This window comes from Pseudoalteromonas sp. Scap03, from assembly GCF_013393115.1.
Classification (GTDB): Bacteria; Pseudomonadota; Gammaproteobacteria; order Enterobacterales; family Alteromonadaceae; genus Pseudoalteromonas.
On record NZ_VDEU01000001.1, the window covers coordinates 1,356,395 to 1,380,643 of the forward strand.

Below are 24,249 nucleotides of genomic sequence, written 5' to 3' on the forward strand. Positions count from 1 at the left end.
ACACGCCCTGCGATGCGCCGCATTGAAACTATTCACTTTGTAGGAATAGGTGGTGCAGGTATGGGCGGTATTGCAGAAGTATTGGCTTTTGAAGGTTACCGTATTACTGGCTCAGATATAGCGCATAGCGCCATGACCGAGCGTTTAATTCAAGCGGGCGCTGAAGTATTTATTGGACATCATGAAAATAATGTAAAAGACGCTAATGTGGTGGTGGTTTCAAGTGCAATTGATAAAACAAACCCTGAAATTCAAGCCGCGCAAGCTGCACGTATTCCGGTGGTTCGCCGTGCAGAAATGTTAGCTGAGCTGATGCGTTTTCGTCATGGTATTGCTATTGCCGGTACCCATGGCAAAACCACAACAACCAGTTTAATTGCCAGTATTTATGCACAAGCAGGGCTCGATCCAACCTTTATTATTGGCGGTTTATTAAATAGTGCTGGCAGCAATGCTAAAGTAGGCAAAAGCGACTTTTTAATCGCTGAAGCGGATGAAAGCGATGCTTCATTTTTGCATTTACAACCTATGGTATCGGTGATCACTAATATTGAAGAAGATCACATGGAAACTTACGGCGGCAGCTTAGAAAAAATGAAAGATACTTATGTTGAATTCATTCATAACCTGCCGTTTTACGGGCTAGCTGTAGTGTGTATAGATTCAGACGTTGCCGCAGAATTAATACCTCGCTTTGGTCGTCCGGTGATCACTTATGGTGAATCGCAAGATGCTGACTATCGAATGAGTGAATTTAGCCAAACAGCCAATACATGCCAATTTACTGTTACTAATAAACAAGGCGAGAGTTTAACCGCCAAGTTAAATATGCCAGGTAAACACAATGCCTTAAATGCAACCGCAGCGATTGCGGTGGCAAAAGATCAAAACATAGCTAATCATGCAATTTTAGCGGCATTAGATACTTTTGAAGGCATTGGCCGTCGTTTTCAGCATTATGGTGAATTTGCAAACGAATGCGGTAATGTGATGTTAGTAGATGACTATGGTCATCACCCATCAGAAGTGGCAGCTACCATCACCGCAGCGAGAGAAGGCTGGCCTGATAAGCGTTTAGTGATGGTTTATCAGCCGCATCGCTATACTCGTACTCGCGATTTATACGAAGATTTTGTGAAAGTACTCGCCGAGGTTGATCAGTTGCTATTGCTTGATGTTTACAGTGCAGGCGAAGAGCCGATAGTGGGCGCTGATAGTAAGAGTTTATGCCGCAGTTTACGCCAGCGTGGCAAAGAGCCATTGCATGTGGCTTCAAGCTCAGAGCTTGCAGGTGTACTTGCTAACTGCCTACAAAATAATGACTTAGTACTTACGCAAGGCGCAGGTAACATAGGTCAGCTAGTTAAAAGTTTAGCAGCAACAAATATGTCGATAGAAAAATTAAAGCAAGGTGAAGTATGACACAGGTAAGTTCCCAGTTCGGTAAAGTAGCGGTGCTGCTAGGTGGAAACTCAGCAGAGCGCGACGTGTCATTAAAATCTGGTCAAGCAGTCCTTAATGCACTTCTTGCCTGTGGCATTGATGCGATTGCGTTTGACCCTCAAAATCGTTCATTGTGGGAATTAAAAGACTTAAACGTTGATCGCGTTTTTATTGCGCTGCATGGCCGAGGTGGTGAAGATGGCACAGTACAAGGTGCTTTAGAGTTTATGAACTTGCCTTACACCGGCAGTAATGTACTGGGTTCAGCATTAGCAATGGATAAAATTCGTTGTAAGCACTTGTTTAAGTCGGCAGGCTTAAGCACAGCACCTTATGCGGTAGTTGATGCTAAAAAAGGCTTTGATGCTAAAGCAATTATCGATGAGTTTAAAAAAGTGATGGTAAAACCATCGCACGAAGGCTCAAGTATTGGTATGGCACAAGCAAGCTCTGCAGAAGAGCTTGAAGATGCGCTCAGCAATGCATTTAAGTTCGACAGCCAAGTATTGGTAGAGCAGTGGATCTCGGGGCGCGAATTTACAATTACGGTGCTTGGTGATGAAGTACAACCTGTGATTGAAATGAGCACGCCAAATGGTTTTTATGACTACCAAGCTAAATATCAGTCAAGTACGACACAATATCATTGTCCTGCTGATTTATCACAACCGGATACACAAAAACTACAAGCAATGGCACTCGATGCGTTTGATTTGGTGGGTGCAAGTGGCTGGGGTCGCGTCGATGCAATGCAAGATCAGCAAGGCCAATTTTACTTGTTGGAAGTAAATACAGTGCCAGGCATGACAGAAAAATCATTGGTGCCAATGGCTGCAAAAGCCAATGGGGCAAGTTTTGAGCAATTAGTTGTTCGCATTTTGGAGCAAACCCTTTAATATGCATCCCTTTTTAGAGAAAGCGCAGCAACTAAAACAGCAACTTAACTGGTCGCTGATTTTTGGAGTGAGCTTTTTTCTGGCTGTGGTGATTGGGTTAATTGAAATAACCAATGGGGTTTCCCATTGGTTAGTTGCAAATAAAGATGCGCAAATTAAGCATCTAACGGTGTTGGGGAGTCCCAAATACACTGATGAAAAAGCAATAACTACCGCGATAAAAAAAGCGGACTTAAGTAGCTTTTTTGAGTTAAACGTAAAGCATGTTCAGCATTTAGTGCAAGAACTACCTTGGGTTGCAACGGTATCGGTAAGAAAGCAATGGCCTGATACTATCCAAGTTTACGTGGTAGAGCATCAAGCAGTCGCTCACTGGAACAGTGATTTATTGATTAACCAAAGCGGCGATGCGTTTGAGGCTAAAAGTGATAAGTTAAGTGCCACATTACCCCAGTTATATGGGCCAGAAGGCAGTGAAAAAGAAGCATGGGTAGCGTTTAAACAGTTTGATGAAATGCTTAAAGTAAATGCACTAACGCTCACTAGCCTTGCGCTATCTGAGCGGTTTTCGTGGCAACTTTGGTTAGATAATGGCGTGCGTTTAAATTTAGGGCGCAAGGATAAAGCCAAGCGTGTACAGCGTTTTATAGACGTTTATTCACGCATAGAACAACGTGCTGATGCACAGATAGATGCAATTGATTTACGCTACGATACCGGCCTTGCAGTGAGCTATAAGCCAATGCAAGAACAGCAATTATAATAAAGAGTAAGGCATGACTAAGTCAGCAGAAAGAAACCTAGTGATTGGATTAGACGTAGGCACTTCGAAAGTAGTGGCCACGGTCGGTGAAATCACCACAGATAACAAGCTCAGCATTGTTGGCGTGGGGAGCCAAGTATCTTATGGAATGGATAAAGGCGGCGTTAACGATTTAAATTTAGTGTCTGAGTCTATTCGCCGCGCAATTGATGAAGCTGAATTGATGGCTGATTGTCGTATTAGCTCGGTTTATTTGGGTATTTCTGGCAAACATATTCAATGTCAGAACGAAAGCGGTGTTGTCGCTATTAATAACACTGAAGTAACCGATGAAGACATTGAAAATGTAATCCATATTGCTCGCTCAGTACCAATTTCAGCTGAACGCAAAATGTTGCATGCCTTGCCACAAGAGTACAGCATTGACATGCAAGAGGGGATTAAAAACCCACTCGGCATGAGTGGTGTGCGTATGGAAGCACGCGCACACATTATTACCTGCTCCAATGACATGGCTAAAAATATAGAAAAATGTGTTGAACGTTGTGGGCTTGAAGTTGACCAACTTATATTCACTGCACTTGCCTCGTGTTACTCCGTACTGACGGACGATGAAAAAGAGCTAGGTGTTGCGGTGCTAGATATCGGTGGTGGTACTATGGATATCACTATTTATATTAATGGTGCACTGCGTCATTCTGCGGTTATTCCGGTGGCGGGCAACCAAGTAACCGGTGATATTGCAAAAATATTTCGCACACCTATATCACATGCAGAGTCACTCAAAGTACAATATGCCTGTGCAAGTAGCCAAATGGCGAGCAGCGAAGACACGATTGAAGTGCCAAGCGTAGGTGGGCGACCAGCAAGACTGATGTCTAGGCATACGTTGTCTGAAGTGGTTGAGCCACGTTTTAGAGAATTATTTGAACTGGCGATGGAAGAAATTCGTCGCTCAGGATTAGAAGACCAAATTGCAGCAGGTCTCGTCATTACTGGCGGAACTGCTAAAATGACTGGCGCAATGGAAGTGGCTGAAGATATTTTTCAGATGCCAGTAAGAATAGGTAAACCAATTGGTGTAGTAGGTTTAACTGATTATGTTGATGATCCATCGTACGCAACCGCTGTAGGTTTGTTACAATACGGGCGTACTATGCAGTCGATGAATGCACAAAAGTCGAAAGCGGATGATAATAATAATTGGTGGAACCGCATCACAAAATGGTTTCAAGGCGAGTTTTAGTACTCAAGTCGGAGAGTAAATATGTTTGATATAATGGAACAACACAGCGAAGAAGCTGTAATAAAAGTAATCGGTGTAGGCGGTGGCGGCGGTAACGCAGTTGAGCACATGGTAAAACAACAAATAGAAGGCGTTCGTTTTATCGCAGCCAATACGGATGCGCAAGCATTACGTAATTCAGCCGCTGATGTAACAGTACAATTAGGCACGCAAATAACCTCTGGGTTAGGTGCGGGGGCTAACCCTGAAGTAGGTCGTGAATCGGCTGAAGAAGACGCCGAAACCATTCGTGCTAGCCTTGAGGGCGCTGATATGGTGTTTATTGCGGCAGGTATGGGCGGCGGTACAGGTACCGGTGCTGCGCCAGTCGTGGCTAAAATTGCTAAAGAGCTGGGCATTTTAACTGTTGCTGTGGTAACCCGTCCGTTTGATTTTGAAGGTAAAAAGCGTGCCGCTGCTGCAGAGCAAGGTATTAGCGAATTATCTGAAATTGTGGACTCGTTAATCACTATTCCAAATAACAAGTTACTAAAAGTATTGGGTAAAGGAACAACTTTACTGGATGCATTTGCTAAAGCAAATGACGTATTGTTCGGTGCGGTACAAGGTATTGCTGAGCTAATCACTCGCTCGGGTCTAATTAACGTGGATTTCGCCGACGTACGTACAGTTATGTCTGCAATGGGCACGGCGATGATGGGTACAGCATCTGCGTCGGGTCCTGATCGTGCACAAGAAGCAGCAGAAGCTGCTATTTCAAGCCCTCTTTTAGAAGACGTAGATTTAACCGGTGCTAAAGGCATTTTGGTTAACATTACTGCGGGTATGGATATCGCGATCGAAGAATTCGAAATTGTGGGTAATCACGTTAAGGCGCTAGCGTCTGAAAACGCAACGGTTGTTGTTGGCGCGGTAATTGACCCAGAAATGACGGATGAGCTACGTGTAACCGTGGTTGCAACCGGCTTAGGGGGCGATCGTCGTCCACAGTTTGGTATTGTAGATAACGGTTTCAAAAAAGCGTCAGGCTCTGATGTAACTAGCTCAAGCACACAAACAAGCAGCAGCATGTACGTACCTAGCTTTGCAAGCCAAGGCACAAACACGACTGAAGAGCCTGCAACGACATCGCAAACTGAATCAAAAGAGCAAAGCAGCACATCGACTAGCTCTTCAAGTTCAGCAACGAATACGTCGTCAAGTAGTGCTAATAAAACAGATAAGTCTGAGGGTGGCGATTATTTCGACATTCCTGCTTTTTTACGTAAACAAGCAGACTAATTAAAAACAGTACTTTTGTGCGAAATGTGAACAAATATTGTAGTTATACCGTATTTATGTTACACTCCGCCGTCTAACTGTAATATATACTTAAAGTGAGCGAACCTATGATTAAACAGCGTACGATTGCACAAGTAGTCAAAGCCATAGGAATTGGACTTCATAAAGGTGAGAAGGTCACAATAACTCTCCGACCTGCGAGCGCAAATACTGGGATTGTATTTCGTCGTGTCGACCTTGATCCGGTTGTTGATTTTGAAACAACACCTGAAGCCGTTGGTGATACGCAATTGTGTACCTGTTTAATTAACAAAGATGGTGTTCGCTTATCAACTACTGAGCATTTAATTGCAGCTGTTGCGGCCATGGGTATCGACAATCTAATTGTTGAACTTGATAGCTCAGAAGTTCCAATAATGGATGGTAGTGCATTGCCATTCATTTATTTATTACAAAAAGGCGGCATTGAAGAGCAAAATGTTGCAAAACGTTTCATTCGTATTAAAGAAAAAGTACGTATTGAAGAAGGCGACAAATGGGCCGAAGTAGAACCTTACGACGGATTCCATATCGACTTTGAAATTGCCTTTGATCACCCTGCAATTAATGAAAGCCGCCAACGCATTGGCTTAGATATTACCGCACAAAGCTTCACTGAAGAAATTAGCCGTGCGCGTACTTTTGGCTTTATGAAAGATATTGAATACATGCATGCTAATAACCTTGCACTAGGTGGTAGCATGGATAGTGCAGTGGTACTTGATGAATTTAAAGTTTTAAATCCAAACGGTCTGCGTTACCCAGACGAGTTCGTCAAGCATAAGATACTAGACTGTGTAGGTGACATGTTTATGACAGGTCATAACCTTTTAGGTAAAGTAACTGCATTTAAATCAGGTCATGATTTAAATAACAAGTTACTACGCAAAATTATGGCAACCGAGTCAGCATGGGAGTGGGCAACCTTTGAAACACCTGTTTCGATGCCTGCACCCGGCCTTGAATTAGCAAACGCCTAATCAGTTAATCGCTTACATACAGTTATAAAAAATGACGCTTATTAGCGTCATTTTTTTTGGCTGTTTGTAACCACAACCAGTCAGGTATTACAGACCTAAAATAGTTTGTAACTGTTTTAACTCAGTGACTTGGTACGTTGGCTTAATACCTTCAGGTAAGATTACCCCAGGGTGCTGTAACCAGCAGGTGTCTATGCCTGCATTTCGTCCACCAAGAATATCACTGCTGGCGGTATCACCTACCATTAAAATTTGTTCTTTAGGTGGATTCCCCATTAAATTAAAGGTGTGCTCAAATATCTCTTTTGCAGGTTTAGCAATACCTACTTTTTCAGAAATTACCAGCCAATCAAACATATCTTGCAGCCCAGTATGCGCTAAACGACGTGCTTGCAGCTGAGAAAAGCCATTAGTGATAATACCTAAATTGGCATGAGGTTTAAGGGCGTTTAATAATTCAACCGCACCGGGTAAAGGCATGCAAATTTCAGCCATTGCCGATAAAAAATCATCATTGAGCTGCTGGGCTGGTACATCAAGTTTATTTGCCAGCTCACTAAAACGAGTTACTTGCAGATGGTTTGCGGTAATTTCGTTATTTTGATAGGCAATCCATAGTGGCTTATTGGTGTTTTGGTAATGGTCATAATCTGCTTTGGTAAAATCCATGTCATAAGCAGCCAACATTTTTTGTAAGCCAGCAAAGGCATTAAAGCTAAATAAGGTTTCGTCGGCATCAAATAATACGTAGTTATACTTCATTAAAACATCCGTTATTGATTATATAAAGTGGGATTAAGAAAAGGGGCCATGGCGAGAGTCAGCGCTTGAGTATAGGTACTTTCTCGTGTTGCATGATGATCAGTTAATAAACCAATAGCACCCCCTTGCTGCTTAATATTGGTGGTATTAAAAGCCTTATCCATCACATCTCCGAGCTCTTCACCTTGCAGCAATGCTTTATAAAAAACAGAAGGCAAAGGTAAGTTACTGCTTCGTCCTGTAACTTGCTGTGCGCCGTCATCAATAACAACATAGGCAAAGGTTGCTGCACCATAGCTAAATTGCGCTGCGCCGCCTTCCATCGCTATGTAGTAGTCTGCTTGATGCTGTGCTTTACAGTAGTTAACTCGATTCTGTGCACCCAAACACGTTTGTTCTTCGCCTATTGGTTGATCGGGTACATCTGAAGGTGCATGAACGCCACTACATTCAATTAAATGCTCAGGGAAATACATCGCAAAAATGTGTTTAGCGGCATTTACTTTTACTGGGTTTTTAGACCCGACAACAATTTTCATGACTTGCGACATACTACTCTCATCATACTTAAAATCAGCAGTGTACGTGAGTTAGACTAAACAAAAAAGAGCAGAATGTATTTGCGATCACTTGATAAAAGAAATGATCAGCTCCATAGGATCATTGTATGTGTTAGATCTTCTAAACCAAAAAGTCTCTAACAGATTATTGATACACTTAAATAGGAATTTCAGGTGGGGCTAATTTTGCTAAGGCGCGTTTTTTCAAAATAATATCTTTGATCAGTGGCGTAAGCACTAGCTCCATAGCGAGTCCCATTTTGCCACCGGGTACTACAAGCGTATTGATCCGCGACATAAAGCTCCCTTCAATCATGCGTAAATAATACGGGAAATCAACGTCATCAATGCCCCTAAAGCGAATAACAACAAAGCTTTCATCAAGGGAGGGGATATCTTTTGCGCTAAATGGGTTGGAAGTATCAACGGTGGGTACTCGCTGAAAGTTAATATGAGTACGAGAAAACTGCGGCGTTATATGATTAATGTAGTCATCCATACTGCGTACAATCGAGTCCATTACTTTTTCACGAGAATGGCCGCGTTCTGAGGTATCGCGAATAAGCTTTTGGATCCACTCAAGGTTAATAATTGGCACCATGCCTATGAGTAAATCAACATGCTTAGCAACATCATGATCTTCGTCGACCACGCCGCCATGTAAGCCTTCGTAAAACATTAAATCTGTATTTTGCTCAAGCTCTTGCCAAGGAGTAAATGTTCCAGGTAACTGGTTATAAGGCACGGCCTCATCAAAGGTATGTAAATAACGGCGCAGTTTACCTTCGCCTGTTTCACCATACTTGGTAAATAAGTCTTCTAATGCACCAAAGTCATTGGCTTCTCGGCCAAAATAACTTATGTGTTTACTTTCTTGTTGGGCTTCTCGAATTTTTTTGTCCATTTCAGGACGTGTGTAACGATGAAAGCTATCACCTTCAATAAATGCAGCATTGATATCGAGGCTGCGGAAAATATGCTTCACGGCATTGGTGGTGGTTGTAGTGCCTGCTCCAGATGAGCCGGTGATTGCAATAATAGGGTGTTTAGCTGACATGTTTGTTCTCTTTTTTATGACCCGTTAGTTATAAAGACCTTACTAAGCTAGGTCAAGTGACGTCATCAGTAAATAACGTTATCATGAGGTGCTTAAAATTAAAACGAGAGAAAGCATGAAACTGATCAAACCGTTGTTAGGGCTAATAACAATTAATGCTTTAACATTGGGCGTTGCCCAGGCAAATATGCCTAAAAGTCAAATACTGCTTGCCGATTTAAATACTCCGCATGGCATACGCGTAAGCATTGTTAGTGATAAAACCAGCTACAACAATCAGCCCTATTTAACCGACACGGGCCTTTATTATACGCGTGAGGTAATCAGTAATAATCAGAGCCAAACTGATATTGCGCTTTACGATTTATCATCAAAACAAACCTCCATGATCACCAATACAGCTGTAAGTGAGTATTCGCCAACAGTAACACCGAGTGGTGATAGTTTATCTGCTATCGTGGTTGAAGAAGATGGCAAACAAAAGTTATGGCAATATCCGCTGAGCACAGAGCAGGCGCCAAGTCGTATTTTTGATTGGATTGAGCCTGTGGGCTACCACGCTTGGGGTAATAACAACGATTTAGTGATGTTTATTTTAGGTGAGCCACATACATTACAATATACCTCGGTTGTTGCGGCTAAAGGTGAAGTTGTTGCAAATAACATTGGTCGCACACTTATTTACGATAAATCGCAAAGTGAATTTTTATTTAGTCATAGTAAAAATGGCCAGCACCAGTTAGCCCGTTTTGACCCTCAAACCAAGCAGGTCAGCAACATCCTTAGGCTGCCAAACCAAGTACAAGACTTCATCTTAAAAGATGAAAATACTATTGCTTACGCAGTTAAAAACCGTATTTATCAACGAAAATTAACAGCTGGATCTGATATATCTCAATGGCTCGATTTAAGCCAATATTGCGATACTGAAATTAGCCGGTTGAGTTATAAAAATCAGCAATTAGCGTTTGTATGTAGTGTTAAATAAACACTAAATAATAAATTTCGGACTTTCACTCATGCATGAGTTAGTCTGACCCTAACTATTAAATAAAAAGGAAAGTCACGTGGCATTTAGCGCAGACGAGTTAACAGAGCAGCTGATAAAACTAGAGTGTAGAAGTAATTTTAAAATAAAAAACATTGCTGAGTATATGCTAGCAAACTCTAAAGAAGCGTTTTACACCCATGCCGAAACGGGGAAAGGTAAAATTGTGATCCGTCCTGCATTTGAAGTGTTTAGTGATGACTTTACTGATATTGATGGGGTTGTGCGTACTCAAGGCTATTTTCATAGTAGTGAAATGACCCGTTTTCCCACTCGTATTTATAAAAGCGCACAGCCTATTCATTATGGTGTCGCTTTTAAAATTAACTCTGAACAAGCGGCAAAAGAGTTTATAGCTAAGCTAACGATGATTATTGGTGGTTAATAGAATGGTGCAGGGCTAAAGGCAAAAGGTGCAAGATAAAATCTTCAACCTTCAACCTTTAGCCTTTAACCTTTAACCTTTAACCTTTAGTTTATTTACTATTCAAAAAGCTATTTACTGATTTGAGTTCACGGTTTTTAAGTGCAATACAGTCATTCGTACTTTCTGCAAGCTTACTTAATGTGCGCGCATAGCCAGGTACGTCATCAAGTTTAGCGTCAAAGAACGTTTGCGTTGTCGCTAAACTTTCAGCATCACAGCTAGCAGTAGTAAAGTAAGGTAAGTTAGGCACAAAAAATGGTGGCAAACTTGCTGTTACTTTATCGTAGTTGCTATATATCCAATCAATAAAGAGTGCTTGGCGTTCATCGGTGTAACTTTGCCCCGATAAAATAGTACGCATATCAGAAGCGGTTACTTCATCGGTTAAGCTATATGCAAGCACTGCTTTTTGGAGTTCAGGTTTACCAAAATAACCCATTGCTGCCAACATATTGGTACGAACTTGTGGATCTTTAGTGGTTTTAAAGGTTGCCATAAACTGATCAAGCAGCGCTTTATCACCATGAAAAGCCGCAAGACGTAAGTAAGTACCCGCTAAATAAGGGTCTACTTTTTGCGGATCTTTTAAGTAAGCGGCTGTTTGCTGCTTAGCTTTATTGATCACATTTTTATCTTCACCATCAAAGCCTAAGCGTGATACCACCGCAGCTCGCAGTTGAGCAACAGCGCCATCTTCCCCCATTTTTGCTTCTAGGCCATATTTTTTAGCGGCAGGCATGACTGCATTTTGAATAAATGTAGGCCATAAATCTTTATTGCTATCGTCTTTAAAGGTACGCTGCTGAGACGCTAAATAGCCTAAAGCAGTGTTAGCTACGCGTGGATGACTATCACTGGCAAATACTTCAAGCGTTTGCATCAGCTTAGCCGCAGAAATTATACCTGCGTCAAGTAAGGCGTCAGTAGCTGATAACAATGCAAGGCGCTCGCGGTCGTTTAATACGCTCGCTGCATTATCAATTAGTGCGTTAAATTGCGCATCGTCCATGACCCAGCGGTAGTAACCTAGCGCACCTTGGTCTGGATATATCCACTCTGGCTCAAAATCTAACTCTAGCGTTTGGTTTTGTTTATTAAGTAATACACTGGCAGTTTTTACTTTATCGCCTTTACCGTACTTAATGGCAACGGGTACATTCCAAAGTTGGGCTGGAGCATCAACACCGGCATTAGCAAAACGGCTTTGCGAAATGGTGATAGTTTTACCTTGCTGATCAACCTTGATTAAAGGAAATGATGATTGTTCAATAAATGATTTTAAAACACTCGCCACATCTTTATTTGAAGCCTTACCGAGTGCTTCCCATAAATCGGCGGCTTCGGCATTTTTATATGAGAACTCTTTTAAGTAATTTTGAATACCAGCTTGAAATGCGTCTTCACCAATCCAATTTTCAACCATCGCCAGTACTGAGCTGCCTTTGCTGTATGCAAGGCCTAAACCGTCCATAATATCGGCTTCAGTTTTAATTGGTTTACGAATTGGCTTAGTGCTTAAGCGAGCATCTAACGCCATTACATTGTTTTGTGGTAAATCTAGGTGTGATTCAAACTCAGGGTTAAGTTGCTTAGTAATTTTTGCTGCCATCCAGCTAGCAAACGCTTCGTTTAACCATAAGTCGTTCCACCACTTCATAGTCACTAAGTTACCGTACCATTGGTGAGCTAATTCATGGGCAATAATAGAGACATTACGTTGCTTTTTACTACGCGTTGCAGCTTCTAAATCAACCAGAAGAATATCTTCGCGGTAAGTCACTAAACCTGAATTTTCCATTGCCCCAAACGGAAACTCTGGAACAGCCACTGAATCTAATTTTTTATACACGTAAGGAATACCAAAGTACTCTTCAAGTGCGCCCAATACTTTAGGCATATTCTCTTTTGCATACTGTGCTAAATGAATTTTACCTTGTGGAGTAATCACACGGCCAGGAATTGGCATACCCTTAATTTCTAGTTCTTCAAACGGGCCTACAGCCATAGCTACTAAGTATGATGGAATTGGTGGCGTTTTATCAAAGTAATGGGTAGTCATATCGCCATTCACCGTCGTTTTTAACTCAGGTGTATTTGAATACACTTTTTGTGACGTGGGGGCGGTAATAGTTAACTGAAATGGAATTTTATAGCTTGGTTCGTCAAATACAGGAAACGCTCGACGGGCATCGCTCATTTCAAATTGGGTGAAAAGATAAGGAACGCCTTGATCTAGGGTTTTATATAGCCCCACACTTTGGCGATTATATGGCGCTGAGAAATCAATTCTTAAAGTGTATTTACCCGGCTGAATTTGCTCTTCGCAGCTAAATTTAACTTTACCGGTTTTAAGCATTTCGCTGTTTAAGTCGCAGTTTTGCTCACCCAATAGTTGAACCATTTTGGTTGCGTAATCAACACCATTGAGTTCAATATAGCGTGTTGGTTTAAGCACCTCCAAACTGATTTCAGTCATTCCTGTAAAAGTATCCTGACTTGGGTCGAGCGTTAAAGCGACTTTTTGTGAACTTGGCTTTGCGAGCTTTTCAATGACGAATTCATTAGCGTTAGCAGCATTTATCGCAAGCGCAACGCTCACGGTTAAGAGGCTTTTAAAAAACATAGTTATCCCTAGATTTTTGTTGTTAGAAGAGTGAGTACACTCCATCCTAACAGCTTTTTTTGCTAGAGTAAGCGAACAACAATAAGGAAAAGAGTAACAAAGTTTGTCAGTGGCTATCTCGTGCTAAAAACCGCTGCCAATGGGTGTAGGAATTGATAACACGAATTTGTTGTAAAACGGTATTAAGCAATTTGGTATCGGCAAAATGCTCATCAGAGTAATCATTAAAGCCCATTAAGTAATTGAAGCAGTCTTTAGAGCCTGCTTGCAGGGCATAAATACGAATTTGCTGCTCAAAGTTAAGCCGCAAACTACTAATCGCGGTTTTCATTCCGAGTTGATCCACGGAAGGAATTGCACATTTTTGCAAATACCCCGCACGTTCGCCCTCGCCTGAAAACCAAATGCGTACTTTTTCACTGTAGCGTCCTGTTTTTGCTGGGAGGTCAAACAGTAAACGTGTGTGTTTTTGCGCTTTTACGTAGGCTAAATAATCATTAAGTCCGGCCTTAATAAGGGCGTTATGTACAGGAATTAAACGGGGTTTAATTTTACCATGAGTATGAAAGCTAAAGCAGAGAATGTTATTTTTAACCACCAAGTCATCTAGGGTTAAATGGCCAATTTCATCACTATAAGCGCCACTGTAGTACGCAATTAAAGGCAGCCAAAAGTGCCAGTGCTTAGCTTGTTCGCGGGCAAGCCGAGTATCACTATAAATATATCCGGTATAGAGCGTATGTAACTCCATAGCTGAGAATGGACGACGACCAAGATGGGTTTTCAACGCAGTACCTTGACAGTTTTTATTATTTTATACCCCAACTAATCGTTGTTGTTAATTGGGGGTGTGCCAGCAAATAAACAGTTAAAACTTATTCACTTAAAGCGCGAGCTAAACCAACTGGTTCAATTTCTACGCACACTTGATCGTCATTCCAATTTAAACCGACCAATGCATCATCTGATTTAAGGTCTTCAACCCAATCATCTAAAAATTCATCTAGGTTGATTTCTACTGGGCTGTAGTCTTTCCACTCTTCTTTACATTGCTCTTTTGCTGCGTCTTCTGATTCCCACAGTAAAAGTACATCGGTGTCATCAAACTGATTTGATTCACATACAACAAAGCCACCATCTTGTGCACCCAGTGCCCAGATCTGCTCACTAACACGTACTTTTTCTACAAAGCTAACTAGTTGTGATTCAATTTCGATATCGCTCATGTGTTCACCTTTTAAAATTTGAGTCGAGGGTTGGTATTTTTAGCCGCTTGACGCTGACTAAACGCTTCATAAAACTTAACTAACTGCGATTGCGCGCTAAAATCAGTGAGTTCACGAAAGCAGATCCAATCTAGCAAGCAGTATAAACTGATGTTGAGGCATTCACAGCTTTTAAATTCATCATCGTTTAAATGATCATTTAAATAGTCTAATGTTTGCGCAATTCGCTCATTTTGCAGATTAAAAAATAGTTTATCAGCTTGCGTGTCAAACCCAGAACGATGACATAACAATAATTCAACCAATGAATCGTTACAGGCATTGATGCTAGTTAAAAAATGCTCTTGCGGCCAAGTTAACGGGTTCTGCTGTGTTTTTTCAAGTAAGTAACGCAGTATATTGTTTGAGTCGCTTAAGTTAAGCGAGCCATCAATTAAGATAGGGATTTTAGCTGCCGGGTTGTGCGACATCATTAAAGAACGATCATCGCTTGAAAAAATGTCGAGATTTATAAACTCAAGCTCACAGTTATTTTGTTGTGCCCAAATTCTGACACGGCGAACATAAGGGGAAGAAATAGAGCCAAGTAATTGCATATTGGGGCTTTTGCCAACTCCACATAAATAAAAAGCCGCTAATGCGGCTTTATTAGTAAATCGATTTGCTTACTCTGAGCGGCTGGTTACTTCTAATAAGTGGTAACCAAACTGTGTTTGAACAGGACCTTGTACTTGGTTAAGTGGCGCTGAAAAAACCACCTTATCAAACTCAGGAACCATCATACCAGGTCCGAACTCACCTAATGCGCCACCATCTTGACCTGAAGGGCAATTAGAGTGCAATTTAGCCAGCTCTGCAAAGTCTTCACCTTGCTCAATTTTATCTTTAAGGTCTAAACATTGTGCTTCACTGTCTACGAGTATGTGCCTTGCACTTGCTACTGCCATAAAATCTCCTATTTATAAGTTTAGTTTTTTATCTACTAAGCAACATCTTAGTAAGGTTAAACTGAAAACACAAAATTAAAATGCACTTTTGATGGCGCTTTCTAATTTTGCTGAATCGGGTTTGACGCGGCTGTTAAAGCGAGTCACGGTTTGACGATCTGCCGAAACCACGTATTTATAAAAATTCCAGTTAGGTGAACTAGTTTTTGCATTTAAGTGCTTAAAAATAGGGTTGGCATCGCTGCCACGCACTGCGCTGGTGGCTAACATGGGAAAGGTAACGCCGTAATTTACATAACAGACTTTAGCCGTATCTTTTTCGTCATTTTCTTCTTGAAAAAAATCGTCAGATGGAAAACCGAGCACCACCAAGCCTTGCTCTTTATATTTTTTGTATAGCGTTTCTAGCCCTTCAAACTGAGAAGTAAAGCCGCAATTGCTGGCAGTGTTAACAATCAACAGTGGCTTATTTTTAAATTCACATAGATTAAGCGTTTCGGTTGAACGAAGCTTTCTCAGTGACACATTTGTGAAGTCATCGCAGGTATCTGTCTTTGCTGAAGGGCTATTAGTGTCTGCTGCATTGGTGGTTACAGATACACAGCCTAGAGCCAGTGTTAATCCGAATATTAATTTTCTTATCATGCGGTTACCTTGAACGCGATTTGATGGGTGTTTATGTAACTTATCATACGCTACTATAGGCGAAATTGATCAATTTTACTTATTTTCTATGACTATACGTTTAGCTAAACCTGATGATTTAACTGCTATTGTTGCCATTTATAATGAAACTATCCCTAGTCGAATGGTAACCGCCGATACTGAAGAAGTAACCGTTGCTGACAAACAACCTTGGTTTGATAGCCATACAGCTCAAAGACCTATTTTTGTTTACTGCGAAAATGACCAAGTATTAGCCTGGGTTAGTTATAAATCGTTTTATGGGCGCCCAGCTTACGATGGCACCGTTGAACTAAGCATCTACATTACATCAGCAGCCCAAGGAAAAGGGTTGGGTAAAAAGTTGATGCAATTTGCACAACAACAAGCAAAAAAGCTCGATATTGAAGTGTTACTCGGATTTATTTTTAGCCATAACGAACCAAGCATTAAATTATTTAAGCATTTTGATTTTGCAGTATGGGGAGAGTTGCCCAATGTTGCAAGGATGGATAACCAGCTGTACAGCCTGACTATTTTTGGTAAGCATTTAATGTAATCCCACAATCATAGGCAAGCAAAAATTACATTTATGTAGACGATTATGCCAAACCAAAAATTCTATACTATGCTGAAAAGGTGTTTAATTAATTCTTAAAAGTGTACATAAATGGCGCAAAAAATACTTATTATTGATAGCAGTAGCATGATTGCTATGCGCTTAAAAGTACTGCTTGAGCTAATTGGTTGTGAAGTTGAATTAGTTCATTATTCTATGTTTGATCAAAGCAGCAACATAGATGCGTACGATATGCTTGCCTTTTCACAAGGGACACCAACAAATCTGGTTGCTTCGTTGGTAAAACAAGCGACCCGACAATCATTTTTACTTTTAGCTCCCAAGGCTGAAAGTGGTGAATTGCTTGATGCATTTGGTAAATTAAACGAGCTTGTTCCAGATGCCACTATTATTTATCCATTTTTTTCTAATAAAGAAATCACTTCATTTATTGAAGATCTATTAGAAATAGGACCTGATCATATTTTTAAACTGCCTACAATTTTGTTGGTTGATCATGTTAGTGAGCGTTTAGAAATGCTAAAAAGTAGTTTAGTGGGTGCACATATAGAGGTATACACAGCTACAAATCATGATGAGGCACTTAATATTGCCAAACTCAGAATGATTGATATTTTAATTAGTGATTTTAGTTTAAAAGAAGGGCTCGGCTTAGATATATTTACCAGCCTTAAGCAGATACAGCCGCATAGCCGCTGCTTATTATTAACCTCGCGTCCTGCTCAGGTTTCTATGATTGAAGCAATTCGCCAAGGTGTTGAAGACGTTTTAATTAAGCCGCTCGACGACAATGTGTTATTACAAGCAGTACATAAGTTGTGGCAAACCGAATTGCTAAAACGTCATAACGCAGAGCTAGTTGAAAGACTACAAGATACAGTCGATGTACTTATTGAAAAAGACAGTTTGCTGCAAGTAATTTTTAAAAATACTCCCGATCCAATCTTACTTTTTGAACGTAAAGGCAAAATAGTAGAGGCTAACGACGCGTGCTTAAAGCTGTTTAATTTACCGTTTAAAAAGCTCACTGCTCACTCGTTATTTCACTTTTTAGATGACGATTCAGTAAAGGCAATAAAAGATAAAATATTGACTTTAAACAGTAATCGGCAATTTAGTTGCGACTTACACCTAGTCAATAAAGATGGCAGTAAAATTCCACTTGTCGGCTCGTTTAATGAAATTGATCATCATGGTGAAATAGCATTAGCGGTTATTTTTAAAAACGTAACCCATTTAAAACAAAAAGAAGATTTATTACTTGAGGCCAAAGATCTTTTAGAAGAGCAGGTCAGAGCGCGGACTTCGCAACTTGAGCATGCGAAAAACATTGCTGAAGCAGCTAATTTAAGCAAATCAGAGTTTTTGGCGAATATGTCACATGAGCTAAGAACCCCTATGCATTCTATACTAAGTTTTTCACGCTTTGGTATCAGTAAGCTTCAAGATGATGATTTTAGTAAAGATAAACTTTTAAAATATTTAACCCGAATAGAATCAAGTGGGCAAAGGCTACTGTCATTACTTAACAATCTACTCGATTTGTCGAAATTAGATGTAGGTAAATTCCCATTTAACCCGCGAGCATGCGATTTAACGACTATTGTTAAAACAAGCATTGATGATGTTGCTGGGATTGCCATAGAAAAAGATATTAAGATTGCATTTAAATCAGATAACCCACCAGTTGTAGCACAATGCGATGAAGAGCAAATTAATCAGGTACTTAGAAACGTATTGAGTAATGCATTAAAATTTAGCGAAGAACATAGCACTATCGAAGTTGCATTGGAAACAGACAATGGTTGTGCAAATATTGAAGTAATAGACAGCGGAATAGGTATACCAGAAGACGAGCTTGAAACTGTTTTTCAAAAATTTGTGCAAAGTAGCAAAACAAATAGTGGCGCAGGGGGGACAGGATTAGGACTTACGCTGTGCCGTGAATTTGTTTCTTTACATCAAGGAACTATAAAAGCCTGTAATAACGAACTTGGTGGGGCAACCATTAGCATTCAGGTTCCTTTGGAAATAAACCTCGATGAATATTTAGCCGATGAGCAATTAGTGAAAAATAGTAGCTAATAACCGAATTGTTTTAATGAACACGATTTATATGGACGAAAAATTATGGCTTTAACTAAAATTCTTGCAGTCGACGATGAACCATTTAACCTCGAAATAATAGAAGAAATCCTAGAAGAATTAGATTTTGAACTTAAGCTGGCTTCGAGTGGCCCGGAATGCTTGAGCATGGTTGAAGAGTATATGCCGCAGGTTATCTTACTTGATGTAAGCATGCCAAAAATGAATGGTTACGAAGTATGTAAAGAGCTCAAAGCGAACCCTAAAACACAAGATATTATAGTGATGTTTGTATCGGCAAGGGGGACAGTTGAGGAACGTATGGAAGGTTATTCAGTAGGTGCTGAAGACTATATTGTAAAACCGTTTGGGCACGATGAGCTTAAGCAAAAGCTGAATAAGTTAAATCAAGTATTAATAGAAAAACAACAGCTTGAAAAGCAAGTAAAAGAAGCTACCTCAACCGCTTTTGATGCTATGGCAAATAGCAGTGAAATGGGTCAAATAGTTAACTATGTTGAAAATATCGGTTTTGTCAACGATGTAGAAGAGTTAGGTAAGGCATTAGTGGAGTGCTTACAGACATTTGGTCTACAAAGTAATATTGAATTTAGATGTAACGACACCAAATCGCACTTTGCTTTAAACGGTGTGTGTTCGCCGATTGTGATTGAGTTATTTGAAATGCTTAAAAACAAAGGTAGGTTACATGAGTTTTCTCATCGTATTTTGGTTAATTACGAGCTTGTCAGTTTATTGATTTTGAATATGCCAGAACAAGATGAGCAGAAGCATGGGCGTATACGTGATCATATTTGTTTTATTGTAAGTGTAACCGAACAGCAATTGCGGGCTATTACTACTAAGAAAATGTTGGTTTCGCAGCAAGAGCGATTAAACAAAGTGGCGAGTACTGTTCACAGTAAGTTTCATAGTTTAATTGGATTGCTTAACGACAGCCGGATAAATAACGAAAAAGTATTTAAACAACTTCAAGAGGAGTTAGAAGAGCGGATCCCAACTATGGGACTCGATGAAGACCAGGAAGTGTTTATCTACAAAAAAGTCGACGAAACGATTCAAAATTCGGTGGCACGTCAAGAATCTGTTGATCAGGTTAAAAAAGCGTTCGCAGAGATAGAGCAAGATCTCGCTTTATTGTTGAAAGGTTAAAGGTGCGGGCTACGGGCTGCGAGGCGCGGGGTAAATTCCTTGCTACGATTGATACATTTACTTGTAGCAGCGACTTTATGTCGCGTCTTTTAAAGGTTAAATACGAAAGGTGTGCGCTACAGATTAACTAAAATCTGTACTTTAATTGTGGCTTCTCATTTACTCCTCATTTTCTTCTCTGTGTTAAATCATATATTAGTAAATTATGCACAAAGAGAGCTAAGAGATCGCAGAGGAGGTTAAAAGGGTAAAAGGCTTATGCGTCTCTGGGTAAGCCTTTTTCAACTATACGAATTAACCGTGCTGTTTTACGCAACTTTTGCCTTTGTTTATCGTGTTGCTGGGCGAGTGCCCAATTTATATGTTCACCCACCAGATCACTGACTGTTTGGCGTTTATCTTCGAGTGCAGCAATAATTGCCGGGCTAAAATCTGCGTTACCTAATCCAACGGCTATATTTCGTAGCCAACGTTCATGGCCAATGCGGCGGATTGGACTGCCCTCGGTATTTTTTAAAAAGGTAGTTTCATCCCAAGCAAATAACTCGAGTAAATCTTTGTTTTTTAATTGTGTACGAGGATGAAAGTCAGCCTCATCGGTAATTTGTCCGTAGCGGTTCCATGGGCATACCAATTGGCAATCGTCACAGCCATAAATGCGATTTCCCATTAATGTTCTGTATTGCTCAGGAATAGCGCCTTGATGCTCTATAGTTAAATACGAAATGCACTTACGCGCATCAACCACATAAGGTTCTACAATAGCACCAGTGGGGCATAGTGTTATGCAGGCAACGCATTTGCCGCAGCCCTCAAAAGTGTTTTCGTTATCAATAGGTAAAGGTAAGTCGACAAAAAGCTCTCCTAAAAAGAACCAAGAACCCGCCTCTTTATTTATTAATAAAGAATGCTTTCCGCGCCAGCCTAATCCCGCTTTTTCAGCGAGTTGACGTTCAAGTACAGGGGCTGAATCAACAAAAGGCCTAAAGCTATAGTCACCCACATATTGTTCAATTTTTTTACCTAACTGTTTGATTCGGTTGCGCATCAACTTATGATAGTCACGGCCAAGGGCATATCGACTGATATAGGCTTTTTCGGTATTTTTAAGGTTTTTGGCAAAGCCAGAATCAGGTGGGAGGTAATTCATTTTAACTGAAATAACCCGCTGTGTTCCGGGTACTAGCTCATTAGGGCGAGCACGCTTCATACCATGGGCTGCCATATAATCCATTGAGCCATGAAAACCCGCATCAAGCCATCGCTGCAGCTGTGCTTCATGCTTAGTTAAATCAATGTCAGTAATACCCACTTCACTAAAGCCAAGTTCTTGACCCCATAGCTTTATTTGCTGGGCTAGCTGTTCATAATTTAGATTGACGTCGCTCACATGCTTCACACAGTTATATTATAAGCCGCGTAATTTAGCATAATCGCGGCTTGGGTAAAACTAGTCAGGCCCTAGCCTACAAAACGCTTTAACTGTTGTTGGGTTTGTTGACTTAGTTTTTGTGATTGCTCAGAGTCATGCAATGCGGTGTCTATTTGTTGCTTTGCTTGTTCGCCAAGCGCCACAATTTGTTCAACCGATTCATGGGTTTGATTTTGTGTATCTTCAAGTAAATGAACTGCGTTAGCTATTTGCTGTAATTGCTGCTGATTATGCTCAAATTCATTGAGCATTTTTCCAAAACCTTCTGAGGTATCGTTGATTGCAGCTTGTGCGTTATTAGAGTGACTAATTAACTGCTGAGACTCTTTATTGGTTTCATTAACCAGCTCATTCATTTGGGTAATAAAATCACTAATTTGGCGGGTTGCATCACTTACTTTAACCGATAGGGTGCGAACTTCATCGGCAACCACGGCAAAACCTCTCCCTGCCTCTCCGGCGCGCGCTGCTTCAATTGCCGCATTAAGCGCTAATAAATTAGTTTGATCAGAAAACTCTTCTACCATTTTTAAAATGCTACGAATGTTTTCACTATTCTCTTTTAAGCCTGCAATCGTTTTAGAAAAACTACCCAGCATTTCATTAATAAGTCTCACCTGTTCAACCAGTTTTGACAGTTCGCTCGCAGAGAGCTTAACAAAACTAAGATGTTCATTATTTACCTGATGTACGCTATCAGTGTTACTTACGATATCTTGTAGGCTTTGGGTAATTTGGTTGCTGGCATTAATTATGGTGTGGCTTAAATTAATTTGCTGTTCGCTTAGCTGCTCTGTGTGCTGCATTGATTGCGTTACTTGGCTATTACTTTGCACGCTTTCCTGAGCGCTGCTGTAGGTCGTATTTAATAAGCTGTTTAAATGCGTAGTAAACTGATTATATTGTTCACTTAAATCTCTAAATTCATCAAAAGTAAAATGAGGAAGTTTGGCAGCTAAGTTGGCATCTTGTTGATTAATATTAATCAACGTATCGCGCATGGCTTTTACCGGGCGCACAATTAAAAAGCGCATATAAAAAATAGTAAATATAAAACCGGCAACAATCAGCAGGGTTAATGCCCAAAATAGCCCTGTGCTTTGTTGATTTTCAGAGAGGCTACTGTGTAACCAAAATAATGTAATAGCTTGAAATAAAAATACAAAGCTTAAATTACCCACTATTTTTCGGGTTAAAGTAAAAAATAGAGTTTGTTCTAAAAAGTTATAAATACGCATGTAGCTACTCATTAAATAGTGACCTACTAAATTATTGTTTTTATAGCATAAATAGCAATTAAATAATTAGTTATAGTTCATTTAATTGCGCCAAAAAATGCTTAGTTCGTTCAGGGTCGTTAGTAAAAATGCCATCAACACCACAGGCAAGCATCAGTTTAATATCTTCAACTTCATCTACGGTGTAGGCAAACACCTGTAAGCCGCGCAGTTTGGCATCGTCAACAAACGACTTGTTCATAAAGTTTTTGTCAACATGAATGCTAAAGGCCTGTAAGTCTTCAGCAAACTTCGCATACTGCAATGGAATTGATGCAGTAAGTGCGCCAATTTTAAGCCAAGGCAAGCGGTTCTTTAGCCAGTGTAGTTGATGATGATTAAATGATGAAACTAAAATATTGCCTGCTGATATCTTATTTGCAGTAATATTCATTTCTAGTTGCGCAGCAAACTTTTCTAGTTCAAAAGTATGTTTTAGCTCTAAATTAAGTAAGGTTTGGTTGCTATTCCAGTCAATTAGTTGTTGTAGGGTAGGTACTTGCTCACCATTTCCCGCATCAAATTGTTGAATTTGCTGAGCGCTTAGGTCGCACACTTTACCTTTACCATTAGTGGTTCTATCTAGATAGGTATCATGAATAATCACGTAGTCATCAAGTGCGCTTTGTACATCAACCTCAATGCCATCTACATTTGCTTTTAACGCCGCCATAATGGCGCTATGTGTATTTTCAGGAAAGTGTGTGCTTGTGCCTCTATGAGCAAATATTTTCATGGCTGCTTTTTCCGTGAGATTGACCAAGTTTCAAAGCACGCAGCACTAACAATCAGTGCGCCACCAATCAGGGTCATCACTGAAGGGCGTTCGTGCAAAATAATTATAGCCAGTATTGTGCCATAAAGGGGCTGTAAGCAAGAAATCAATCCAGCGGTCGCTGCTGATAAATGTTTTAAACTCGCTGCAAATAACGAATGCGGCATCGCAGTAAACACCACACCGGCGATAAGCAACAATATTAAATCAGTATCATTAATTTGTGTTATGGGTACTTCAATAAATGTACATAGCATCAGGCTTGCCACTAACGTTTGATAAAACATGGTTTGCGGTCCACCATACTCGCTAAAGTAGCGTTTATGGGTAATATTACGAAGAGCAAAAAACAACGCTGATACCACCCCCGTCAAAACACCTAAAGTGATGTCATCGCCTAAATTAACGTTAGGGATCAATAAATAAATACCAATAATCACCACCACAGCGCTTATTATATCTTTTGCTTTGGGCTTACTTTTATTAAATAGAGGCTCTAAAAATACCGTGATCACGGGATAGGTAAAAAAAGCTAACATGCCCACGGTAATTCCCGCCAATTGCATGCCTGCAAAGTAGGTTACCCAGTGGATACCTACGGCAACGCCTAATAAAATGGCAATCACATAATCTTTGGCGTGATGCAGCTTAATTGGTTTTTTTTGCAAAGTCAGTAGCACACAAATTGCCACCCCAGCGATAGCCGCGCGATAAGCGGTAATATCTAATGCATTCAAACCAATTAGCTTTGCGAATAAGGCGGTGCCGCCAAATAAAAGGACGGCAATATGTAAGTAAATTAAGCTTTGTTGTTGGGACTGCACGAGATTTCCTTGTCACTTTTTTTGGCTATATTAGCATTGCTTTTACACTCAGAAGATGAATTTTTCTATTTCATGACAAATGTCAGCCAAGTTAATGACACTTCACACTCTTATATATTTTATCTAATGGCATAGTTACTTT

The 24,249-nt window shown here is 40.4% G+C and carries 24 protein-coding genes; 11 read left to right on the forward strand and 13 right to left on the reverse strand.

Annotated features, from left to right (window positions below; all coding sequences use genetic code 11):
• Nucleotides 1-12: 12 nt before the first annotated feature.
• The 6 genes from murC (at nt 13) to lpxC (ending at nt 6,648) form a co-directional block, all read left to right on the forward strand.
• Nucleotides 13-1,422: a UDP-N-acetylmuramate--L-alanine ligase gene (gene murC / locus FHG08_RS06190; RefSeq protein WP_218648499.1), complete on the forward strand. Its 1,410-nt coding sequence runs from the start codon at nt 13-15 to the stop codon at nt 1,420-1,422.
• Nucleotides 1,419-2,339 carry a D-alanine--D-alanine ligase gene (locus tag FHG08_RS06195; RefSeq protein ID WP_010390703.1) on the forward strand — a complete coding sequence of 307 codons (921 nt, stop codon included), beginning with the start codon at nt 1,419-1,421 and terminating at the stop codon, nt 2,337-2,339. The genes murC and FHG08_RS06195 overlap by 4 nt, the downstream gene beginning before the upstream one ends.
• Before the next feature lies 1 nt (nt 2,340).
• A complete protein-coding gene (locus FHG08_RS06200) occupies nt 2,341-3,102 on the forward strand; it encodes a cell division protein FtsQ/DivIB (RefSeq protein WP_008465294.1) in 762 nt (253 codons plus the stop codon).
• 13 nt (nt 3,103-3,115) lie between these two features.
• Nucleotides 3,116-4,348 (forward strand): cell division protein FtsA, encoded by a 1,233-nt coding sequence (gene ftsA / locus FHG08_RS06205; RefSeq protein WP_008110678.1) that lies wholly within the window; start codon nt 3,116-3,118, stop codon nt 4,346-4,348.
• A gap of 21 nt (nt 4,349-4,369) precedes the next feature.
• Nucleotides 4,370-5,629, forward strand: a complete 1,260-nt coding sequence (gene ftsZ, locus FHG08_RS06210; protein WP_138608075.1) for a cell division protein FtsZ — start codon at nt 4,370-4,372, stop codon at nt 5,627-5,629.
• 107 nt (nt 5,630-5,736) lie between these two features.
• Nucleotides 5,737-6,648: a UDP-3-O-acyl-N-acetylglucosamine deacetylase gene (lpxC, locus tag FHG08_RS06215; protein WP_010390707.1), complete on the forward strand. Its 912-nt coding sequence runs from the start codon at nt 5,737-5,739 to the stop codon at nt 6,646-6,648.
• Between the two features lie 87 nt (nt 6,649-6,735).
• Here lpxC and yjjG read toward each other — a convergent pair whose 3' ends face one another.
• The 3 genes from yjjG to FHG08_RS06230 all read right to left on the reverse strand — a co-directional run bounded on the left by yjjG (nt 6,736) and on the right by FHG08_RS06230 (nt 9,027).
• Entirely contained in the window at nt 6,736-7,410 is a 675-nt protein-coding gene (gene yjjG, locus FHG08_RS06220) for a pyrimidine 5'-nucleotidase (protein ID WP_178954967.1), read from the reverse strand.
• 11 nt (nt 7,411-7,421) lie between these two features.
• A complete protein-coding gene (gene yjjX / locus FHG08_RS06225) occupies nt 7,422-7,961 on the reverse strand; it encodes an inosine/xanthosine triphosphatase (protein ID WP_178954969.1) in 540 nt (179 codons plus the stop codon).
• A gap of 166 nt (nt 7,962-8,127) precedes the next feature.
• Nucleotides 8,128-9,027, reverse strand: a complete 900-nt coding sequence (locus tag FHG08_RS06230) for a phosphoribulokinase (RefSeq protein WP_008114793.1) — start codon at nt 9,025-9,027, stop codon at nt 8,128-8,130.
• A 115-nt stretch (nt 9,028-9,142) separates the two neighbouring features.
• Between FHG08_RS06230 and FHG08_RS06235 the strand changes: the two genes are divergently transcribed.
• A complete protein-coding gene (locus FHG08_RS06235; RefSeq protein ID WP_178954970.1) occupies nt 9,143-10,015 on the forward strand; it encodes a hypothetical protein in 873 nt (290 codons plus the stop codon).
• 79 nt (nt 10,016-10,094) lie between these two features.
• The gene (locus FHG08_RS06240) at nt 10,095-10,460 is read left to right on the forward strand and encodes a hypothetical protein (RefSeq protein ID WP_008114788.1); all 366 of its coding nucleotides are present in this window, start codon (nt 10,095-10,097) and stop codon (nt 10,458-10,460) included.
• A gap of 91 nt (nt 10,461-10,551) precedes the next feature.
• Here the strand turns inward: FHG08_RS06240 and FHG08_RS06245 are convergent, their stop codons facing one another.
• The 6 genes from FHG08_RS06245 to FHG08_RS06270 form a co-directional block, all read right to left on the reverse strand.
• The gene (locus tag FHG08_RS06245; protein ID WP_178954972.1) at nt 10,552-13,125 is read right to left on the reverse strand and encodes a M1 family metallopeptidase; all 2,574 of its coding nucleotides are present in this window, start codon (nt 13,123-13,125) and stop codon (nt 10,552-10,554) included.
• A gap of 106 nt (nt 13,126-13,231) precedes the next feature.
• Entirely contained in the window at nt 13,232-13,912 is a 681-nt protein-coding gene (locus FHG08_RS06250; protein ID WP_138608067.1) for a hypothetical protein, read from the reverse strand.
• A gap of 88 nt (nt 13,913-14,000) precedes the next feature.
• Nucleotides 14,001-14,351 (reverse strand): DUF2750 domain-containing protein, encoded by a 351-nt coding sequence (locus FHG08_RS06255; protein ID WP_008114782.1) that lies wholly within the window; start codon nt 14,349-14,351, stop codon nt 14,001-14,003.
• Nucleotides 14,352-14,362: 11 nt separating this feature from the next.
• The gene (locus FHG08_RS06260; protein ID WP_138608065.1) at nt 14,363-14,947 is read right to left on the reverse strand and encodes a glutathione S-transferase family protein; all 585 of its coding nucleotides are present in this window, start codon (nt 14,945-14,947) and stop codon (nt 14,363-14,365) included.
• Nucleotides 14,948-15,016: 69 nt separating this feature from the next.
• Nucleotides 15,017-15,298 (reverse strand): peptidylprolyl isomerase, encoded by a 282-nt coding sequence (locus FHG08_RS06265; protein ID WP_008114778.1) that lies wholly within the window; start codon nt 15,296-15,298, stop codon nt 15,017-15,019.
• A 75-nt stretch (nt 15,299-15,373) separates the two neighbouring features.
• Entirely contained in the window at nt 15,374-15,943 is a 570-nt protein-coding gene (locus FHG08_RS06270) for a glutathione peroxidase (RefSeq protein WP_138608063.1), read from the reverse strand.
• A gap of 88 nt (nt 15,944-16,031) precedes the next feature.
• Here FHG08_RS06270 and FHG08_RS06275 point away from each other — a divergent pair, with 88 nt between their 5' ends.
• The 3 genes from FHG08_RS06275 (at nt 16,032) to FHG08_RS06285 (ending at nt 19,799) form a co-directional block, all read left to right on the forward strand.
• Nucleotides 16,032-16,520, forward strand: coding sequence for a GNAT family N-acetyltransferase (locus FHG08_RS06275; RefSeq protein WP_178954974.1), 489 nt, complete (start codon nt 16,032-16,034; stop codon nt 16,518-16,520).
• A gap of 111 nt (nt 16,521-16,631) precedes the next feature.
• Nucleotides 16,632-18,626, forward strand: coding sequence for an ATP-binding protein (locus FHG08_RS06280; RefSeq protein WP_178954976.1), 1,995 nt, complete (start codon nt 16,632-16,634; stop codon nt 18,624-18,626).
• 45 nt (nt 18,627-18,671) lie between these two features.
• Nucleotides 18,672-19,799: a PleD family two-component system response regulator gene (locus tag FHG08_RS06285; protein WP_178954978.1), complete on the forward strand. Its 1,128-nt coding sequence runs from the start codon at nt 18,672-18,674 to the stop codon at nt 19,797-19,799.
• Nucleotides 19,800-20,055: 256 nt separating this feature from the next.
• On the opposite strand, the gene queG is transcribed toward FHG08_RS06285, so the two are convergent.
• The 4 genes from queG to FHG08_RS06305 all read right to left on the reverse strand — a co-directional run bounded on the left by queG (nt 20,056) and on the right by FHG08_RS06305 (nt 24,107).
• Complete coding sequence (queG, locus tag FHG08_RS06290) at nt 20,056-21,189, reverse strand: tRNA epoxyqueuosine(34) reductase QueG (protein WP_178954980.1); 1,134 nt, start codon at nt 21,187-21,189, stop codon at nt 20,056-20,058.
• A 71-nt stretch (nt 21,190-21,260) separates the two neighbouring features.
• Nucleotides 21,261-22,481, reverse strand: a complete 1,221-nt coding sequence (locus FHG08_RS06295; RefSeq protein ID WP_178954982.1) for a methyl-accepting chemotaxis protein — start codon at nt 22,479-22,481, stop codon at nt 21,261-21,263.
• A gap of 58 nt (nt 22,482-22,539) precedes the next feature.
• Nucleotides 22,540-23,244 (reverse strand): glycerophosphodiester phosphodiesterase family protein, encoded by a 705-nt coding sequence (locus FHG08_RS06300; RefSeq protein WP_178954984.1) that lies wholly within the window; start codon nt 23,242-23,244, stop codon nt 22,540-22,542.
• Nucleotides 23,241-24,107, reverse strand: coding sequence for a DMT family transporter (locus FHG08_RS06305; RefSeq protein WP_178954986.1), 867 nt, complete (start codon nt 24,105-24,107; stop codon nt 23,241-23,243). Before FHG08_RS06305 ends, FHG08_RS06300 begins: the two co-directional genes overlap by 4 nt.
• Between the last annotated feature and the right edge of the window lie 142 nt (nt 24,108-24,249).

Excerpts from the sequence above, each read along its gene's own strand:
- murC (WP_218648499.1), top strand. The coding sequence starts at position 13 with ATGCGCCGCATTGAAACTATTCACTTTGTAGGAATAGGTGGTGCAGGT.
- FHG08_RS06195 (WP_010390703.1), top strand. The coding sequence starts at position 1,419 with ATGACACAGGTAAGTTCCCAGTTCGGTAAAGTAGCGGTGCTGCTAGGT.
- FHG08_RS06200 (WP_008465294.1), top strand. The coding sequence starts at position 2,341 with ATGCATCCCTTTTTAGAGAAAGCGCAGCAACTAAAACAGCAACTTAAC.
- ftsA (WP_008110678.1), top strand. The coding sequence starts at position 3,116 with ATGACTAAGTCAGCAGAAAGAAACCTAGTGATTGGATTAGACGTAGGC.
- ftsZ (WP_138608075.1), top strand. The coding sequence starts at position 4,370 with ATGTTTGATATAATGGAACAACACAGCGAAGAAGCTGTAATAAAAGTA.
- lpxC (WP_010390707.1), top strand. The coding sequence starts at position 5,737 with ATGATTAAACAGCGTACGATTGCACAAGTAGTCAAAGCCATAGGAATT.
- yjjG (WP_178954967.1), bottom strand. The coding sequence starts at position 7,410 with ATGAAGTATAACTACGTATTATTTGATGCCGACGAAACCTTATTTAGC.
- yjjX (WP_178954969.1), bottom strand. The coding sequence starts at position 7,961 with ATGTCGCAAGTCATGAAAATTGTTGTCGGGTCTAAAAACCCAGTAAAA.
- FHG08_RS06230 (WP_008114793.1), bottom strand. The coding sequence starts at position 9,027 with ATGTCAGCTAAACACCCTATTATTGCAATCACCGGCTCATCTGGAGCA.
- FHG08_RS06235 (WP_178954970.1), top strand. The coding sequence starts at position 9,143 with ATGAAACTGATCAAACCGTTGTTAGGGCTAATAACAATTAATGCTTTA.
- FHG08_RS06245 (WP_178954972.1), bottom strand. The coding sequence starts at position 13,125 with ATGTTTTTTAAAAGCCTCTTAACCGTGAGCGTTGCGCTTGCGATAAAT.
- FHG08_RS06255 (WP_008114782.1), bottom strand. The coding sequence starts at position 14,351 with ATGAGCGATATCGAAATTGAATCACAACTAGTTAGCTTTGTAGAAAAA.
- FHG08_RS06260 (WP_138608065.1), bottom strand. The coding sequence starts at position 14,947 with ATGCAATTACTTGGCTCTATTTCTTCCCCTTATGTTCGCCGTGTCAGA.
- FHG08_RS06265 (WP_008114778.1), bottom strand. The coding sequence starts at position 15,298 with ATGGCAGTAGCAAGTGCAAGGCACATACTCGTAGACAGTGAAGCACAA.
- FHG08_RS06270 (WP_138608063.1), bottom strand. The coding sequence starts at position 15,943 with ATGATAAGAAAATTAATATTCGGATTAACACTGGCTCTAGGCTGTGTA.
- FHG08_RS06275 (WP_178954974.1), top strand. The coding sequence starts at position 16,032 with ATGACTATACGTTTAGCTAAACCTGATGATTTAACTGCTATTGTTGCC.
- FHG08_RS06280 (WP_178954976.1), top strand. The coding sequence starts at position 16,632 with ATGGCGCAAAAAATACTTATTATTGATAGCAGTAGCATGATTGCTATG.
- FHG08_RS06285 (WP_178954978.1), top strand. The coding sequence starts at position 18,672 with ATGGCTTTAACTAAAATTCTTGCAGTCGACGATGAACCATTTAACCTC.
- FHG08_RS06295 (WP_178954982.1), bottom strand. The coding sequence starts at position 22,481 with ATGAGTAGCTACATGCGTATTTATAACTTTTTAGAACAAACTCTATTT.
- FHG08_RS06300 (WP_178954984.1), bottom strand. The coding sequence starts at position 23,244 with ATGAAAATATTTGCTCATAGAGGCACAAGCACACACTTTCCTGAAAAT.